The following is a 15,926-nucleotide window of genomic DNA, read 5'->3' on the forward strand; positions in this document are numbered from 1 at the left end:
AATGCTATTAGACGATTATCAAATCATATTAGGTTCAATTTTAAAAACATTTATTTAACAAATTTCATAAAGCTTGAAGGGTAAGCCTCAAATTAAAAAAGAATGCCACGATAGCTTGGCATTCCTTAATAGTTTTGTTTTTTCTTATTTGGATCCAACATGGAACGTAATTCCTTTATATCCTCTTCTGATAATGAGTCTTCCTGGATAAACTGGACCAACATTGACTTTAGTGCCCCACCATAAATTCGTTTAACAAAAGATTCCGCCTCCGCATGCTGGCATTCATCTTGTGAATATAGTGGGAAAAAGGTATAAATCCTTTTTTCTTTGTTCACACCCACTACATTTTTTTTGACAAGTCGATCCAGCAGGGTACGTATGGTTTTTGGTTTCCAATCCGTCCGTTCTTGTAGGATGGAAATCACTTCGTTCGCTGTAAGTGGCGTCTTTTCCCAAAGTACCGTCATAATTTCCCATTCAGACTCCGAGATAGTAGGTATTTTTTTAGACACACTGTTCCACCTCCTTTTGTCGTTAAAAGATGATTCTAACACCTTTTTAATCAAGTTTTACTTAATAGATTCCCTTGTCTTGCAAAATGGATAAGGTTATTTCTGCCGCCTTTTTTCCGGTAGCATTTTTTTCATTCTGTATATTGGTTGCAAAGAAATACGTATTTTCCTCTTTCTCTACATATCCGATAAACCACCCGTTTATTTCCTTGCCATTGACGTTGCCTGTACCCGTTTTACCAGAAAGGATCTCCTCATTTTTTTCCTCGAGTTTGATTGCCTCTTTAACGGTTTGGATGTTTTTTTTCTCAAACCCTAGCTGATTTGTATACAAATCTTTTAATAGTTGGACCTGTTCCAATGGAGAAATTTCCAATGATGATTCTAGCCAAAATTGATTGATTCCCCCAGACATGTCAGCATTCCCATAATTGATTCGCTTAAGAAATGTTTGGATATTCCCTGCCTGGTTCCTTTTATCTAACTCCTGAAAATACCAGGTCACTGAATTTTTCATCGCCGTCGTTACATTTTGTTCTGAATTCCAAGAATCAAAGGGATACTGGGTGCCATCCCATTTTATCGTAGAATTTTCATCAGATATCAGATTCGACTCTAGTCCAAACAATGCACTATAAATCTTGTAAGTAGAATTCGGTGATACTCTCAAGGTGCTTTTGTCTTTATTATATATTTGATATTGATCAGACTGCTGATCATATAAGACAAAGCTTCCATCATAGCCAGTAAAATGCTTACTTAAATCCATATAAAGAGCCTTTTCATATTTAAAATCATAACGATTATTATCTTGAGCCATAGCAGAAATGAGTGGAACCTGACTAGCAACCAATACTCCTAATATAGTAAAAATCACTGTACTTTTCAGCTTCAAAAGCTTTGATTCCTTTGTATAGGAAGCAATACGCTCGATGCGACTTTTGATTTGTTTTTTGGAACCATTAAATTGATTGGCTAACTTAACGTTTTTCTGACTTGAAACATTATCAATAAAATTGATGATTGTTATCCCATATCCTTTACGACACTTCTCATCTAAGGAACTTAACACCGCATGATCACAAGCAATTTCACGATCTAATCTCATTTTTCGAAACGCAACCCAAACAAGTGGATTGAACCAGTAAATGATTTGTAAAATAACAATCAGGTAATTCGTTGCGATATCTTTCGATTTATAGTGATTTAGCTCATGCAAAAATATATATTTGGTTTCATCCAAAGACAGCCATTCGTCAAAATTGGCAGGCAATACAACATAATTTCTAAAAAGGCCAAATGTCATCGGGGATTTGACATTCCGTGATTCTCCTACCACTACATGTCCCGATATACCCAACTGTTTTTTGCACTGTTCAAACAAAAACTGTACGTCCTTATTTTTCAGTGAGTATGTTGTTCTCTTAATCTTCCTTACCTCAAGCCATGCTTTTACTGCCAAAGCCGTCATGACAAGCATCCCCGCGATCCATATGCTGGCTGTCATGATATTGAGATATTCAAGGTTAGCACGATTTACAGATACTGAATATTCCTGTTTCCAATTCGAGTTTTGAACTTCCTCGGTAATTTTAAACGAAGGGATCGTACCGTCACCCTGGTCGACCTCCAAAGCAATATTGGAAAATTCAATAGGTAATAATTGAACCGGAATAAAAGGCAGTATCAATGCAATCAACAATAAAAACCATATATAATATTGCCCTTTTGCAGATAATTGTTTTTTAAATATACTCCGCACCAGCAAGATGCCGGTAATCGTTAATGAAGATACGATTAAACAGATGATAAAGTATGTAAAAAACATCTTATTCTCATCTCCTTACCTCTACCCTGCTGCTTTCTACCTAAAGGGGAAAATCCACAATTAACTTTCATAATTTATCCCGCTTCCTAGAATTACAACTGTAATATTCAAATGATATCACGTCAATTGTAGTTTATCAATCTACTCCTTCTAGATAAATATTCTACTTCTTGGGAATTTTGATTCTTTTTAAAAATGGGTTGACCGCTTCGGATTACAAATGTAGTATTGTATTACACGTGTAATCTTAATCATGGAAAGGTGGAGGTCTATTCGATATTGTACGAGTTTAAATATGTTTAGATTTATCATTTTTAAGAAAAGAGGTTGTTATTTTGAAGAAACTAACGAATACATTAATCCCACTACATAAACGTAAAGGAGCTTTATTTCTATCATTACTTATATTAATCATGCTGGCTGGTTGCACGCGTGCAGCCACTTCACCTGCATCCCCAACCAAATCTGAATCCACTAAGGAGGAAGTAACTACTACAGACGAGGCGTTCAGACAACTTGAAAGTCAGTTCGACGCCCGCCTCGGGGTTTATGCAATTGATACTGAAACAGAAGAGAGTATTGTTTTCCGAGCAGATGAGAGGTTTGCTTTCGCTTCCACTTACAAGTCACTTGCTGCAGGAGTAATGCTTCAACAGAAATCGATAAACGAACTTGACGAAATTATCACTTACACAAAAGATGATTTAGTTACTTATTCACCAGTTACAGAGAAACACGTAGATACAGGAATGTCATTGAAAGAAATTGCCGAGGCTGCTATCCGTTACAGCGACAATACTGCTGGGAACTTACTTTTCAATGAAATCGGAGGTCCTGGAGGCTTTGAAGCAGCGCTAAGAGAGATTGACGATAAGGTTACAGAATCTGATCGTTTTGAACCAGATTTGAACTTCACAACCCCTGGAGACTCGCGTGACACAAGTACACCGAAAGCACTAGCCACAAGTCTACAGGCATTCGTGGTTAGTGACGTTCTTCCTTCAGAAAAGCGAGCAATCATGACCGATTGGCTAGTTGGTAACGCTACTGGAGATACCCTAATCCGTGCTGGTGTACCTGAGGGCTGGGTCGTCGGTGATAAAAGTGGGGCAGCAACTTACGGAACACGAAATGATATTGCCATTGTTTGGCCACCTGAACGTGATCCAATTATCATCGCTATTCTATCTGACCGAACTACGGAGGACGCAGCTTATGACGATGCACTACTTGCTGAGGCTGCGAAAATTGTAATAAATGCTCTAAATTAAATATAATGAATCCAATGGAGTAACTAGTCTACAAAACTGGTTGCTCCTCAAAATAGAAACCAACATAGTAAAAAAGGCATTGGTTATTCAATGTCTTTTCGTTTGCTAATAATTTATAATAAATTGATTATCTATTATCCATTCCACGCCGTTATCAAAAAACATAGCGCCGTAATAAAAGATAATGGTGTCATGATAAGCCTCTCCTTTTTACTCTTGGATAAAGCATTCATGACCGTATTTAGGATTAAATAGAATGCAAAAAAATAACAGACTCCTTTTGCAATGGGTGCTATTAAGCTTATCGAAATTACATTTCCAACATGTAATATAAACATGACTGCAACCAACTGAATAAGAACGGAAATGAGACAAGCGACTCGCATTTGCTTCGGCATAATTTTATATTTCCCGCCCATTGCAAGATCTCCATAAGGCAACCCTAAAGCTAATAATACGTACAAAATAGCCACTGCCAGAAAAGCAATACTTCCAATCCATGCTGTTAACACGATATCACTCTCCAAAATAATAACTTCAAATTTCCGCCAATACTTATATTTATGTATAACTTTTTTTCTCATTCCTGCTTCAGTAGTTAACTCCATTGAAAGTGTAAAGTTCTTAGAAAAACTACAGGTGGATACACCTTCCCACATCCACTGAAGAGGATTTAGTGAACACAAAAAGGGAAGCTTGAGAAATACCCGCTCCACCCTTTTGGAAAAAACTAGATTTAAGTACTAAGATTCGATAATATAATGATAGAGATAAAAAAGGAAGGTGAATTATCCATGACAAAAGATGTAGGTCAAAATTACTATAAAGAATTAATTGATTTAAAAGATGTAGAATTGATAGAAGCTCAATTTCAAAGTTTACTAGATGTTTCAATCAATTCCGTTTCTGACCTTGAAAAATGGTTACAAGAGGAAAAGAATTTAATGATTAAGATCGCGGAGGCGATGACAGGTCACCAAGTTGACTTTTACAGGAATACAGAGGATCCAGAAATTAAGTCGACCTATCTTCACGACCAACAAGTCATTCAACCACTTTTAATGAAATATGAAGCAAAACTAAATGAGAAATGCTGTGAGTCTCCTTATTTTAATCAATTAGATGAAAAACGCTACGGCTTGATGCGACAAGTTCGTGAGTCCAAAGTGAAACTGTTCAGAGAAGAAAACATCCCATTGATGGTTAGAGAACAAGAACTCTGTACAAAGTATAGCGAAATTATGGGAGGGTTAACGGTTGAATGGGAAGGAGAAGAAAAGCCTTTTCCGTTTATCCAATCTCAACTTGATAATCTTGACAGAGGCGTGCGAGAAAAAGCTTATTACAAAATAGGTTCTGCCTTTGGTCAAATTAAGCCGGATATGGATGCTATCATGGACGAACTCATTCAACTTCGCCATCAAATCGCGTTAAATGCAGGCTTTGAGAATTATCGTGATTATATGTTTGTGGCCAAAAATCGTGAGTATAGTGTCCAAGATTGTTATGACTTTCATGAAAATGTAGAAAAACATATTATCCCAGCTTGGAATCGACTCGCCGATGTGTTTAAGTCTAAGCTTGGTGTTGATACATACCGCCCTTGGGACAACACTGCTAAATTGATGAAAAAGCCACCATACGCTGAGGTGTCTACGCTTATGGATGGTGTTTCTGAAATGTTAGGAAAGACAGATCCCTATTTTTCAGAACGTTTCGATTATATGAGAGAAAATGGGTTATTAGATCTTGGAGATCGAAAAGGAAAAAGTCCAGGTGGTTTCTGTACCTCCTTGCCTGTTTCAGGAGATACCTTTGTTTTTGCGAACTTTAGTCCATCCTTTTTCTCACTAATTGCATTAATTCATGAAATGGGCCATGCGGTGAATGGATACCTCCAATTTTCTGAACATGGACCTACAGAAGACTACCAGCACCGTATGGAAGTAGCTGAACTGTATTCTCATGGGATGGAATTGCTTTTATTAGATAAACTAGATCAGTTTTATCCAGAGGAGGAGGATTTTCATAGCGCACAGCGTGAAGAGTTAAGACGAGCATTCACAATGTTATATGGACCACTATCAGGGGACCTCTTCCAGCATTGGATGTATACAAATCCTAACCATACTGCCAAAGAGCGTGACGAAAAGTACTTTGAAATCGCAAAACGTTATGGTTTAAACCCTGTCGATACTTCTGGTCTAGAGAAAGAAATTGGGATGAGTTGGATAGGCACCCTTCATTATTTTGAAGTTCCTTTCTATAATATTGAATACTCTATCTCGATGCTTGGTGCTCTAGAATTACTTGAGAATTATCAGAAAAACCCTGAGCAAGCTGTCGAAGCCTTTAAAAAAGGAGCAAGTGCGGATTACAATCAATCCATCGCAGCTATTTATAAAGAAACTGGGGTCAATTTTGATTTTTCAGAGCCAGCTGTTAAACGAATGGGTGAATTCCTAGAAAAAGTCATTCAAGAGATTCAATAAAGAGTTCGAGGACTGGTCATATAGGGCCAATCGAAGCTTTGTTTGCAAGAAGGCACTACTAGTGTGATTACTAGTAGTGCCTTTTCACTTTACTCGGCAAAGGTTTCCCCGCTTATCGAGCGATTCTTATTTTATGGTAAAAATGAACACACCGACTACGATAAGTCCTTCCATCTCCGCATTCCACCCATTTCTTGATCTCCTATGTATCAACACGATGCATTAAGCTAATTCCTTTTTGGTCGTTGGTTTAGAGGGCTCCAAGAAAGCAATACATGAGAGCAAAGATAAAAATAAATGTTAAGACTGGTCCTAATACATCTTGTCTATGAGTACTTTTTCCATGCTTTAAATTCTTTAAAAAAGTAGTAAAATTAATAAACCACAAAACTCCTAATAACGGTATGACAAATAAAAGCATAAATACCATCGTTTCGTCCTCACCTTCCAATTTCTCCAAAATGTATTCTATTAATCTGCATCGAGAGTTTAATAACTTCAACTAAAAGGTGCGTAATCCTTCTTGGATCATCGCACCCTTTAGTGTAATAATCCTTATATGTAAACCACTGCGAACAAAAAATCCAATATTAGGAGTAGACGTGTTTAAATACCCAGTTTTTAAAAGATTGATATGCTTGTTCTTGTAATGGCTTTGGGTAAGACATTAATACAAGTGAAACGGGGCTTTGCCCTTCTGCAAGTGCTGGTTGAATATAACCCCTCTTACTAAGGCTAAAGCCATTTCGTTCATAAAAACCAACTCGTCGTTTTTCGATTTCCCCCTCTGGTGGTTCGATTTCAATCACGACAGGCTTTTCTTGTTGCTCGAGAAATGCTTGGAGTAGTTTCGAGCCTAAGCCACCATTGCGAAAGCTTGATTTAACGGCAAAATGCTCCAGGAAGATAAAATCAGGTCCTTCCCATGTGGCAAAAAAAGCAGCAAGCTCATGCTCTTTTTCATAAACATATATTTTATAATGAGGATGAGAAAGTAAAGACCGTTGCATTTGGTAAGGCCTATATTCATCACTAGGGAAAGAATCTTCAAATAATTGATAAAGGTTTTCAAATTGTTCTTCTTGTAAAATCGTTAGCATGTGGTTCTCCTTGGTGACTTGTTATTTTGTTATTATTGATGATTTTCATAGATAAATCATATCATGATGTGCATTGATTTTTATGAACACTTAGCATTAGTTGAATTAGAATTATAAAACTAAAACCATTAGTTCATCGTCAAAGTATTTATCATCAACTCTTAATCCGTTTTTATCAATCCCATAGGTTTTAAATCCTAAAGATTGATATAGATTTTTTGCAGGTTCATTACTTGAAGTTACTGTTAAATAAACTTGTTCAATCTCTTTTATTTCTTGAGCTTTTGTAATAGCTGCAGTCATTAATTGTTTAGCAATTCCAGATTTACGATTCTCTGGATACACATACATAGCAACAATGTTTGCTCTATGTTTGGTTTTGATTTTTGTTTCTAAAAGTAAAGTTACAACCCCGACAAGTTTGTTTTCAACAAAAGCTCCAAACGTAAAGATATGTTCAAAATTCAATCGGGTTTTAAAACTTTCAAGAGGATATTCCTTTTCCTCTTCATAACTGGAACTAAATGCTTCAGGGTTTGCTTTTAATGAGTCTAATCTTATTTCTCTATAAATAACTGCATCTTTGGGTTCGAGTACTTTAATTTCCATCATTATTCCCCCTACTCTACTTAAACTATCTGTCCCGATTGTCTAGAAGGTTATTCCCTTATCTTTTCTGTGGTTCTTAACTCACTGTTTCCAGTAAGATAGATAATTGAAGCACTTTCTAAACCTTTTGCGGTGGTATTATCTACTTCAATGACAAAGGTTTTAGGAGTTGCATCAGCAGTACAGTTACCACCCTTACCTTTAAAATAAAAATTTATTTCTGTTTTATAATCATTTACGGTTGTGTCTTTTAATTTAAAAGGACAGGTTCCTGATTCTGATATACTTACAAAATAATAATCATAACGATCGAATTCTACTTTAGGGAGTTTCTCTTCCATATTAAAGTAATCCCAAGCCTTTTTTAACTGTGTTTCACTAGTGACTCTATAAACCAAAGATTTTATATTTGGGGATTCATTGGGTCTGCTCCCAATCTCATTTATGTCCGAAGGCTCGTTCTTTTCACTTACAATCACCTTTCCAAAATCGCTTGAACAACCTGTTAAAAGTACCATTAATAACGCAATTACCCCAAGAAAAAACTTGGTTTTTTTCAAATTTATCCCCCTTTTTAATATCGGTATTTAAGTAGCAGAAAAGACAAAGATCCTGCCTTTTTTGTGATAGAACGGTATCCTTAGAGGATGAGCGTTGCACAAATGATAGTTCAACTATAAGCAATCTTAACTATTTAAAGATTTAATGCAAATTAAACCCTTATCAACGGAAGTCTCAATATAACCAATAATCTGTTCAAGTGTAAACACTGTTAGCGGCTGCTCAAGTTCTTCCCTACCATAATCCATATCACCAATTACATAGGAAACAAGTTTTTTGATGTCGTCGGATTTTACCTCTTCCGTTTCGATGATAGTACCATTTTGACTAATTGCAGCACTTAATTGTTGAGTATAGCCATAGTAATCTAATAATTTTCCATTTAGTAATCGAAAATCGTTGTGATACCGATTGAATATGCTCTTATCTGCCTCCATTCTGTTTTTTAACCATGGTAAATAGAAGCCTTTTAGCCAAATATCATCAGCAATTAAGTGAGTATAGTATCCCTGAATAAAGTGGGAATCTATATTTGAGCTATATTTATGTATGAATTCTTTGTAGTCAATATACCGAGAATAGTCTTTTACATCGCCTTTGTAAAAATGAGATAAGTCTTTAGATGAAACTGCATCCGCTGCAATGCCCCCTAATAGAAATGATGATTTATCTTTTATCGATAGCTCATCTGCAATTCTATTCGCAATAACCAGGTGCATTATTCTCGAGCCCAATTTAATCCCCCCCTTTTTGCTATACTTTTAGGTTCTTTAAGGATAATCTTAACTCCTACCTCGTTATCGATTTAATATTTGTAAATATCTACTACCGGACTATAACCTGGGTTGAATGTAAATGGAAGAAAAGTTCCAAGTATCCCTATACCTTCAATTAATGTTCTCGTACCTGCATCATCTTCAAGGATAACGCCCATCTTATTTATGAAAAAATAATCATCTATCGTTCTATGAACGACTTTTTCCTTCGAATTTTCGTACAGACAATTATCTCCAACACACTCTGTATCGTATTTATTCGCTAACCACTTATTAAAAGTCTCTGGTGAGGGTTTTGATAATGGTAGAACTAGAAAAAATAGAATAATAGCAAGAGTAAAGTAAATGATTCGTTTTTTCTTCATAATTCACAACCTTATATTTAAAAAAATTACCATTAATTACATTTTACACCATGCTATTTAAGAATCCCATTAAAACTTACAAGGACACCCGTATATACAGGAATCCCCTATAAGAAGCTTTACATTTACTCCCTTCAAAAATTTTTTTATTACAGGATTTAATGATTCATTACCAAATGTTTCAATCTTGTATTAAATATTAAAAAAGGGTACATAGGTTTCTTTTTCGTACGATTAACTTTATAATGGCGGACAAGATGATTTTTTTAGTAAAAAAATTATACTTGTTGCTTTAGGAAGGAGTTTGACTATGAAAAAAATGATGTTTACACTCGTAACTGGTCTAATGGCTGTTGTTTTAGCAGCATGTGGAGGAAATGAAGAAAGTAAAGTTGATGAAAATAATGATAAACCAAAAACAGAGGAAACTGATCAGCAACAGCAAATGGAAGAAATGCAAAAGAAATTAGAAGCACAGCAGATAGATGAAAAGAAAACGGTTGCCATCGTTAATGAAACAAAAATTTTAGGAAGCGACTATAATGGCATATTATCATCTATACAAGGAAAAATGCAGCAAATGGGACAAGATCCGACTTCTAAAGAAGCGGCAGAGCAAGTGAAAAATCAAACCATTGACAGCTTAGTGGGACAAACGCTTCTTCTTCAAGAGGCAGATAAAAAAAGCTATAAAGTTTCAGAGGCAGATATTAAGAAGCGGCTGGACGAAGTGAAAAAACAATTTAAAACAGAAGAAGAATTCGAATCCGCTCTTAAAAAATCCGGCATGGATATGAAAACTCTTGAAACTCAAATAGCTGACGGGCTTAAACTTAATCAATACGTTGAGAAAGAAATTCCTGCTGGTGAAATAACCGATGAAGAAATTCAAAACACATATGATCAATATGCGGAACAAGGCAAGACTACTGGACAAGAAATTCCAAAGCTTGAAGAAGTAAAACCGCAAATCGAACAATCTCTTCAACAGCAAAAACAGCAAGAAAAACTCGCTCAGCATGTAGAAGAGTTAAAGAAAAATGCAAAGATCGATATTAAGATCTAAGATGTTACACACAAAAACTATACCCCTTTAGACGAAGAAGAAGATGAACTCTACTACAAACATGTAGTGTTCATCTTCTTTTTTATTCGCAAATTGCTCCATTAATTTATTTGTCTTTTTTCTCTTCGTTCTTACTTATAGTTATTAGCTTCCACATAACAAAGTGAACCACCGCAAATGTAAGTAATAAATCTCGATATGGCTCATTTGTTCCTCCAATCAATGATGCCAGAATAAAGAACGATCCAAATGATATTAATAGTAGAATAGCAACATACTGTTCAATGCGTAAATTCATTATATTTACCCTCACTTCTTAAACTAATCACCTAAGCGATCTACTAACTTATTTTCTTCAACTACTCAATATAATCCTTCTTCACTCATCTGCCCCTTTTGTTGGATACAGCGTTTTATTAAAGTAATTCACTCCCATTGTTGAAGACCACTATAGCTTCTATTAATTTTTCTAGTTTTGTAAGTAGGTAAAACTTCAATAGCTTTTTTGTAAGTTATATTTTCATATAATGAATGAGAAAAGAGGTTCCTATGGCTACAATGCAATATGTTAAGGCTAATTGTGTATGCCCTAGTTTATACAGCGTGTAGCTTGCAGCTAAAAATAAAAACAATTCCAAAATAATACCATAAAATCCTTGAAGTTTATATGGTGCACCTGGTGATCCCAACATAGCCCAAATAACTACCACCACTAAGGGTATTCCAATGGCCCCGAGAAATTTCCCATGATGAAATCCCCAAAAACCGAAAATGATTAGAGCTAGAATTTCCCAAACAAACCTAATTGCCATTATTAAGAGTGTCATCATTTTCCTCTTTTCTCTTTCCTTCAAATACTATTCTAAGCAGCAAACCTTAACACATTATATGAAATTTATTAAGTAACTTTAAGATTCTCCCAAAAATAAATTTGTGTTTTTTATTCTTCAGCTAAACTGCTTCTTTAGTATAATTACTTCTACAAAAAAGTGCATTAATCCTTGTTGGATCAACGCACCTGAAAGTTAAATATTCTTTTTCTAATGAAAGAGCTTGTACTGTCCACCAATTATTTAACTTTAATTACAATTTTCCCTTTGGCATGATTGGTTTCACTTAACTCATGTGCTTTTTGTAGCTCTTCTGCTGAAAAACCAAATACACTACCCACTTGAGGTTTAAGTATTCCTTTCTCAAGTAATTCGCCTAATTCACCTAGTTGTTTACCATTTGGCGTTAACCAATAAGAGCTTGCCGTTACTTGATGCTTTTCTATTAAGGCTGGATCGGGTTGTCCGGCAATCGTTACTAATCTGCCACCAGGTTTTAATATTTTGAAGCTTTTAGTTAAAATATCGCCACCCATTGTATCAATGACCACATCATAATTACTTAATTCTTCTTCAAATTGTTGTGCACGGTAATTAATGAATTCATCTGCACCTAGATTTTTTACATATGCTTCATTTTTCTCACTCGCTGTTGTAGCAACATAGGCACCAAGATGTTTTGCCATTTGAATGGCCAAACTACCTACACCACCAGCTCCAGAGTGTATGAGCACTTTATCTCCTTGCTTGACTTTTGTTTTATCCACTAAACACTGCCAAGCGGTTAGCCCTGCTAATGGAATAGAGGCAGCCTCTTCAAATGTTAAGTTACTAGGCTTTTTGGCAAGCAATTCTTCATCCACAACTGTATATTCCGCATATGTACCTCTTGGGGTTGTATCCGGTCGTGCAAAAACTTCATCCCCAACCTGAAAATCCTTCACTTCATCTCCAACTTCAACTATCTTACCAGCCACATCCCAGCCAAGAATAATAGGGAATGCCCAATCAAGCATTCCCTTCAGATACCCCGCACGAAGCTTCCAATCAATTGGATTAATGGAGGTTGCATACACCTCAACAAGTACTTGGTTTGGTTTTATTTCTGGTTTCGGTAGCTCCTGCTCTACTAACACATCTTTACTACCATATTCATTTATGATAATCGCACGCATGAGTAGCACTCCCTTTTACAAAATGTATTTAAGCTTAGTATTTGTTTCTTCCTGCGAAGTCATTCCTTCCCTTCAGAGTCTGATAAATTAAGATTTATAAAAAGAGGTGCCGCGGCTCCTTCCTTTGTAAGAAAAATATTTTTATTTATATTAAACCTTCTCAAATTCACCACGAACAACTCGGCTCATATCAATAACTTGAATCATTTCATTATATAATTCTTCAATTCGCATATCCGAATCAACTTTTTCCATAACCATATCGTGATGATGTTTATTGTTAAATGTAGAAACTGAGCACATCAACGTTTCATTTTCATGCAATTCTACCGATGCCTCCATCCCTTTACAACCATAGATAGCATCAATAAAAGTGCTCTGGAACGTCTCATCTTCAATAGCACCATATTCCTTATAAATAAGAGCTGCCATTTTGTTAATCTCTATAAATCTATCCTTTTTATGTTTCAGGACTGGGTTTGAACCTCTCATGACTAAAGTCACGAGATTCCTAAGTATGGAAACCTATTGGTTCCTAGTTGATTAGGCTATCCCCACAGTTCCTGCGGTTAATCGCAACGCTTCATTGCGAAGATTGATACTTGCGTTAAAGTCACGTTGGTGATGGCATTTACACGACGGGCATGTCCATTCACGTAATTCAAGATTTTTAACGTCTTTATGCTGATGACCACAATTTGAACATAGTTGGCTGGAAGCAAAGTTTTTCGCTGCTATTACCACTTGTTTTCCATACCACTTTGCTTTGTATTCCAGCATTCTTCTGAATTGAGACCATGATACTTCACTTATCGCTTTTGCAAGATTGCCATTTTTGAGCATGTTGCTTACGGACAAATCCTCAATCCCAATGATGTCGTGGCTTTTGACAATATTGGTTGAGATTTTATTAAGCATATCCTTTCTTGCATTCGTGATTTTCTCATGGATTCTAGCGACTTTCATCCGTTGTTTATTCCAATTTGAAGATCCAATATGTCGCCTCGATAGAATACGTTGTTCTTTCGCCAATTTTTCTTCTAATGTGCGGAAAAACTTTGGATTTTCGTATACTTTACCATCTGAAAGTGTGGCAAAATCTTTAAGACCTACATCAATTCCAACTGCTGATCCCGTTTTGTCTAACGGTTGCACTTCCATCTCCGTTAAAATAGATACAAAGTATTTTCCACTCGGATTACGTCTAATCGTTGCGTTCATGATCCGCCCTTGAACTTCTCGACTTTTCGCAAAGCGAATAAGTCCTAGTTTAGGAAGTTTGATATGTTTATCCAACACGTCAATATTTCCATTTACACATTTCGTTGTGTAAGATTGAACAGGATTTTTTTTCGATTTGAAACGAGGTTCATCATTTTGCTTTTTGTAATATCGAGTGTAGGCATCGTTTACAATTTCAACTGATTTTTGAAGGGCAATACTATCTACTTCTTTCAAGAACGGATAATGTTTTTTCAATTCTCGAACCTCTTTGATCGATTTGTTTTTATTGAAAAATTCACCCTTCCAATTATTTTGAGGAAGCTGACCGTTCTGAACCATTTCATTCACAATATACCAATATGCATCTCTATCTTTTTGTTTACCCACAAAATAATTGTAGACAAACCGACTACATCCAATGGTTTTATTAATGAATGTAGTTTGGTATTGATTTGGATAGATACGGAATTTAAAAGCCTTTTTCACCATCATTTCTTCTATTCATCTCACTTTTTGATTTTGAATGTATAGCCGAATCTGTGCTTCCGTATAATCGCTTACAGTAGCGACGAAGTATGATGGATTCCAAAGATGACCACCCCATAGTTTCTTCTTTAAACCTGGGAATTCTTTAAATAGTAATCTTGCAGATACGCCTTTTAATGATTTAATCATCGTTGGGATAGAATGTTGCGGTGTGCAATCAATTAACAGATGAACATGGTCACAATCGGTTTCTATTTCCAATATGGAAAATCCGTTATCAATTGCAATTTGATGTAGCATTTCTTTCAATCTTACATCTACTTCCCCCATTAAAACTTTATAACGATACTTGACGCACCATACAATATGGTATTGGATGGAGTACACATACCCTCTACCACGGTAAACTTTAGCCATATGTTTCACCTCAACAATATGATAACATATGTCATGAGGGTTTATGGGCAAATATACTACCATATTAGCGTTTTGCTATAATTTTATATTAAACATATGTCAGATAGTTAACATGGTATAAGCCATGCCCTATCCGAAGCCGATTCATCTCATTCTGCTTTTCCCATCTCACAAACAAAGCTACTTGGCCCTGAACGCAGCCCGTAACAATAGCGGCTTTCCTTTCCCTTCCGTTAAATGGATATACTACTTAATAGACTTATCGTCGTTAAATAATAGTTGATCTAACATAGTTGAAAATTGTGCCGCAACGAGTGCTGCACCCGTACTATTTAAATGAATGCCGTCTAATGTTAAGTGAAGTCCTCGTTTTTTTGATAACCGTTCAATACTAGTTGGAGTTTTATAGAAGAGAACATCCACCATCACTCTCATAACGTTGATACTGAGGTAATCTGAACTAGTGACGTTAGAAAGGTGTTTCGCGAATACGGAATGCAAGTCTAAGAAACTTACATTTGGATGGTCTCTTGAGAGGGATTCGATGGTGGAAGATATGTTTTTTATTTCATTTTCATTTTGTGTAGTTTCACCCACTAAAGCTGGCGAAACTGTGACTACTTGTTTAGTAGATGAAAGAGCCATTTCTAATACTTTGTTATAATACTCCCTAAATTCCTCGATATCTTTTGAAACAGGCTGTGCTTGGACTTTCAACAATTTGGAATAAACATCATTGACTCCAATCCAAAGGAAAATAAGATCATAGTTTGTTTCTAATTTTGTTTTGGTTAAACGGGCATGCAAACTTTTAACTGTTTCACCTGGTTTGCCAAGATTATCAAATGAAATACTTGGATAGTTTTCTTTTAAAATCTCCACAAAAGATACTCCAGGACGACCTTCAGTTAAACTATCACCTATCAGTCCAATTTTCATGGTTTAGTTCCTCCTTTTCTATTAAACATACATCAGGTATAATTCTATGATTCTATTGCGTTCCCTTTTTACCTTCCTCTTATGGGAATCGGGCACGATTCGGACGCTTGCGTTCCCTTTTAGCTGCCCCTACCGCCAATCGGGCACGATTCGAACACTTGCGTTTCCCTTTCCTCTGCCTCAGTCGACAATCGGGTATGATTGCTATCAAGAGGCTCAAGTAGAATTTACCTGTTTCGTTAGTTTAAAAACGTCACCAAAGGGAGGGCATT

General features: G+C 36.0%; 18 protein-coding genes. 3 read left to right on the top strand and 15 right to left on the bottom strand.

Annotated features, from left to right (window positions below):
* Positions 1-125: 125 nt before the first annotated feature.
* Positions 126-515: a penicillinase repressor BlaI gene (blaI, locus tag ACFSFW_RS10555; RefSeq protein ID WP_388037880.1), complete on the bottom strand. Its 390-nt coding sequence runs from the start codon at positions 513-515 to the stop codon at positions 126-128.
* Positions 516-576: 61 nt separating this feature from the next.
* Positions 577-2,343: a BlaR1 family beta-lactam sensor/signal transducer gene (locus ACFSFW_RS10560; protein WP_388037883.1), complete on the bottom strand. Its 1,767-nt coding sequence runs from the start codon at positions 2,341-2,343 to the stop codon at positions 577-579.
* A 335-nt stretch (positions 2,344-2,678) separates the two neighbouring features.
* On the opposite strand from ACFSFW_RS10560, the gene bla reads away from it, so the two are divergent.
* Complete coding sequence (gene bla / locus ACFSFW_RS10565; RefSeq protein WP_388037885.1) at positions 2,679-3,614, top strand: class A beta-lactamase; 936 nt, start codon at positions 2,679-2,681, stop codon at positions 3,612-3,614.
* A gap of 134 nt (positions 3,615-3,748) precedes the next feature.
* On the opposite strand, the gene ACFSFW_RS10570 is transcribed toward bla, so the two are convergent.
* The gene (locus ACFSFW_RS10570) at positions 3,749-4,126 is read right to left on the bottom strand and encodes a hypothetical protein (protein ID WP_388037888.1); all 378 of its coding nucleotides are present in this window, start codon (positions 4,124-4,126) and stop codon (positions 3,749-3,751) included.
* Between the two features lie 282 nt (positions 4,127-4,408).
* On the opposite strand from ACFSFW_RS10570, the gene ACFSFW_RS10575 reads away from it, so the two are divergent.
* The gene (locus tag ACFSFW_RS10575; protein WP_388037891.1) at positions 4,409-6,106 is read left to right on the top strand and encodes a M3 family oligoendopeptidase; all 1,698 of its coding nucleotides are present in this window, start codon (positions 4,409-4,411) and stop codon (positions 6,104-6,106) included.
* 590 nt (positions 6,107-6,696) lie between these two features.
* Here the strand turns inward: ACFSFW_RS10575 and ACFSFW_RS10580 are convergent.
* The 5 genes from ACFSFW_RS10580 to ACFSFW_RS10600 all read right to left on the bottom strand — a co-directional run bounded on the left by ACFSFW_RS10580 (position 6,697) and on the right by ACFSFW_RS10600 (position 9,517).
* The gene (locus ACFSFW_RS10580) at positions 6,697-7,206 is read right to left on the bottom strand and encodes a GNAT family N-acetyltransferase (RefSeq protein ID WP_388037893.1); all 510 of its coding nucleotides are present in this window, start codon (positions 7,204-7,206) and stop codon (positions 6,697-6,699) included.
* Positions 7,207-7,317: 111 nt separating this feature from the next.
* Complete coding sequence (locus ACFSFW_RS10585) at positions 7,318-7,815, bottom strand: GNAT family N-acetyltransferase (protein WP_388037896.1); 498 nt, start codon at positions 7,813-7,815, stop codon at positions 7,318-7,320.
* Positions 7,816-7,865: 50 nt separating this feature from the next.
* Positions 7,866-8,375, bottom strand: a complete 510-nt coding sequence (locus ACFSFW_RS10590) for a hypothetical protein (RefSeq protein ID WP_388037898.1) — start codon at positions 8,373-8,375, stop codon at positions 7,866-7,868.
* A 126-nt stretch (positions 8,376-8,501) separates the two neighbouring features.
* Positions 8,502-9,110: a hydrolase gene (locus tag ACFSFW_RS10595; protein WP_388037901.1), complete on the bottom strand. Its 609-nt coding sequence runs from the start codon at positions 9,108-9,110 to the stop codon at positions 8,502-8,504.
* A 71-nt stretch (positions 9,111-9,181) separates the two neighbouring features.
* Complete coding sequence (locus ACFSFW_RS10600) at positions 9,182-9,517, bottom strand: hypothetical protein (RefSeq protein WP_388037903.1); 336 nt, start codon at positions 9,515-9,517, stop codon at positions 9,182-9,184.
* A 310-nt stretch (positions 9,518-9,827) separates the two neighbouring features.
* On the opposite strand from ACFSFW_RS10600, the gene ACFSFW_RS10605 reads away from it, so the two are divergent.
* Positions 9,828-10,583 carry a SurA N-terminal domain-containing protein gene (locus ACFSFW_RS10605; RefSeq protein ID WP_388037906.1) on the top strand — a complete coding sequence of 252 codons (756 nt, stop codon included), beginning with the start codon at positions 9,828-9,830 and terminating at the stop codon, positions 10,581-10,583.
* A 106-nt stretch (positions 10,584-10,689) separates the two neighbouring features.
* Here the strand turns inward: ACFSFW_RS10605 and ACFSFW_RS10610 are convergent, their stop codons facing one another.
* The 7 genes from ACFSFW_RS10610 to ACFSFW_RS10640 all read right to left on the bottom strand — a co-directional run bounded on the left by ACFSFW_RS10610 (position 10,690) and on the right by ACFSFW_RS10640 (position 15,654).
* Complete coding sequence (locus ACFSFW_RS10610; RefSeq protein ID WP_099364190.1) at positions 10,690-10,881, bottom strand: hypothetical protein; 192 nt, start codon at positions 10,879-10,881, stop codon at positions 10,690-10,692.
* Positions 10,882-11,095: 214 nt separating this feature from the next.
* Positions 11,096-11,410, bottom strand: a complete 315-nt coding sequence (locus ACFSFW_RS10615; protein ID WP_388037910.1) for a YrdB family protein — start codon at positions 11,408-11,410, stop codon at positions 11,096-11,098.
* Between the two features lie 242 nt (positions 11,411-11,652).
* Positions 11,653-12,588 (bottom strand): NADP-dependent oxidoreductase, encoded by a 936-nt coding sequence (locus ACFSFW_RS10620; protein WP_388037913.1) that lies wholly within the window; start codon positions 12,586-12,588, stop codon positions 11,653-11,655.
* A 150-nt stretch (positions 12,589-12,738) separates the two neighbouring features.
* Positions 12,739-13,080 carry a DUF1428 family protein gene (locus tag ACFSFW_RS10625; protein ID WP_388037916.1) on the bottom strand — a complete coding sequence of 114 codons (342 nt, stop codon included), beginning with the start codon at positions 13,078-13,080 and terminating at the stop codon, positions 12,739-12,741.
* A 51-nt stretch (positions 13,081-13,131) separates the two neighbouring features.
* Positions 13,132-14,304: an IS200/IS605 family element RNA-guided endonuclease TnpB gene (tnpB, locus tag ACFSFW_RS10630; protein WP_388037918.1), complete on the bottom strand. Its 1,173-nt coding sequence runs from the start codon at positions 14,302-14,304 to the stop codon at positions 13,132-13,134.
* A gap of 9 nt (positions 14,305-14,313) precedes the next feature.
* On the bottom strand, positions 14,314-14,715 hold the full coding sequence (gene tnpA / locus ACFSFW_RS10635) for an IS200/IS605 family transposase (RefSeq protein ID WP_388037921.1): 402 nt from the start codon (positions 14,713-14,715) through the stop codon (positions 14,314-14,316).
* Between the two features lie 246 nt (positions 14,716-14,961).
* Positions 14,962-15,654: an SGNH/GDSL hydrolase family protein gene (locus tag ACFSFW_RS10640; RefSeq protein ID WP_388037924.1), complete on the bottom strand. Its 693-nt coding sequence runs from the start codon at positions 15,652-15,654 to the stop codon at positions 14,962-14,964.
* Positions 15,655-15,926 lie beyond the last annotated feature (272 nt).

The sequence above is a fragment of the Ferdinandcohnia salidurans genome, assembly GCF_042680725.1.
GTDB lineage: Bacteria > Bacillota > Bacilli > Bacillales > Bacillaceae_L > Ferdinandcohnia > Ferdinandcohnia salidurans.

Excerpts from the sequence above, each read along its gene's own strand:
- ACFSFW_RS10560 (WP_388037883.1), bottom strand. The coding sequence starts at position 2,343 with ATGTTTTTTACATACTTTATCATCTGTTTAATCGTATCTTCATTAACG.
- ACFSFW_RS10575 (WP_388037891.1), top strand. The coding sequence starts at position 4,409 with ATGACAAAAGATGTAGGTCAAAATTACTATAAAGAATTAATTGATTTA.
- ACFSFW_RS10580 (WP_388037893.1), bottom strand. The coding sequence starts at position 7,206 with ATGCTAACGATTTTACAAGAAGAACAATTTGAAAACCTTTATCAATTA.
- ACFSFW_RS10585 (WP_388037896.1), bottom strand. The coding sequence starts at position 7,815 with ATGGAAATTAAAGTACTCGAACCCAAAGATGCAGTTATTTATAGAGAA.
- ACFSFW_RS10600 (WP_388037903.1), bottom strand. The coding sequence starts at position 9,517 with ATGAAGAAAAAACGAATCATTTACTTTACTCTTGCTATTATTCTATTT.
- ACFSFW_RS10605 (WP_388037906.1), top strand. The coding sequence starts at position 9,828 with ATGAAAAAAATGATGTTTACACTCGTAACTGGTCTAATGGCTGTTGTT.
- ACFSFW_RS10610 (WP_099364190.1), bottom strand. The coding sequence starts at position 10,881 with ATGAATTTACGCATTGAACAGTATGTTGCTATTCTACTATTAATATCA.
- ACFSFW_RS10615 (WP_388037910.1), bottom strand. The coding sequence starts at position 11,410 with ATGACACTCTTAATAATGGCAATTAGGTTTGTTTGGGAAATTCTAGCT.
- ACFSFW_RS10620 (WP_388037913.1), bottom strand. The coding sequence starts at position 12,588 with ATGCGTGCGATTATCATAAATGAATATGGTAGTAAAGATGTGTTAGTA.
- ACFSFW_RS10625 (WP_388037916.1), bottom strand. The coding sequence starts at position 13,080 with ATGAGAGGTTCAAACCCAGTCCTGAAACATAAAAAGGATAGATTTATA.
- tnpB (WP_388037918.1), bottom strand. The coding sequence starts at position 14,304 with ATGATGGTGAAAAAGGCTTTTAAATTCCGTATCTATCCAAATCAATAC.
- tnpA (WP_388037921.1), bottom strand. The coding sequence starts at position 14,715 with ATGGCTAAAGTTTACCGTGGTAGAGGGTATGTGTACTCCATCCAATAC.
- ACFSFW_RS10640 (WP_388037924.1), bottom strand. The coding sequence starts at position 15,654 with ATGAAAATTGGACTGATAGGTGATAGTTTAACTGAAGGTCGTCCTGGA.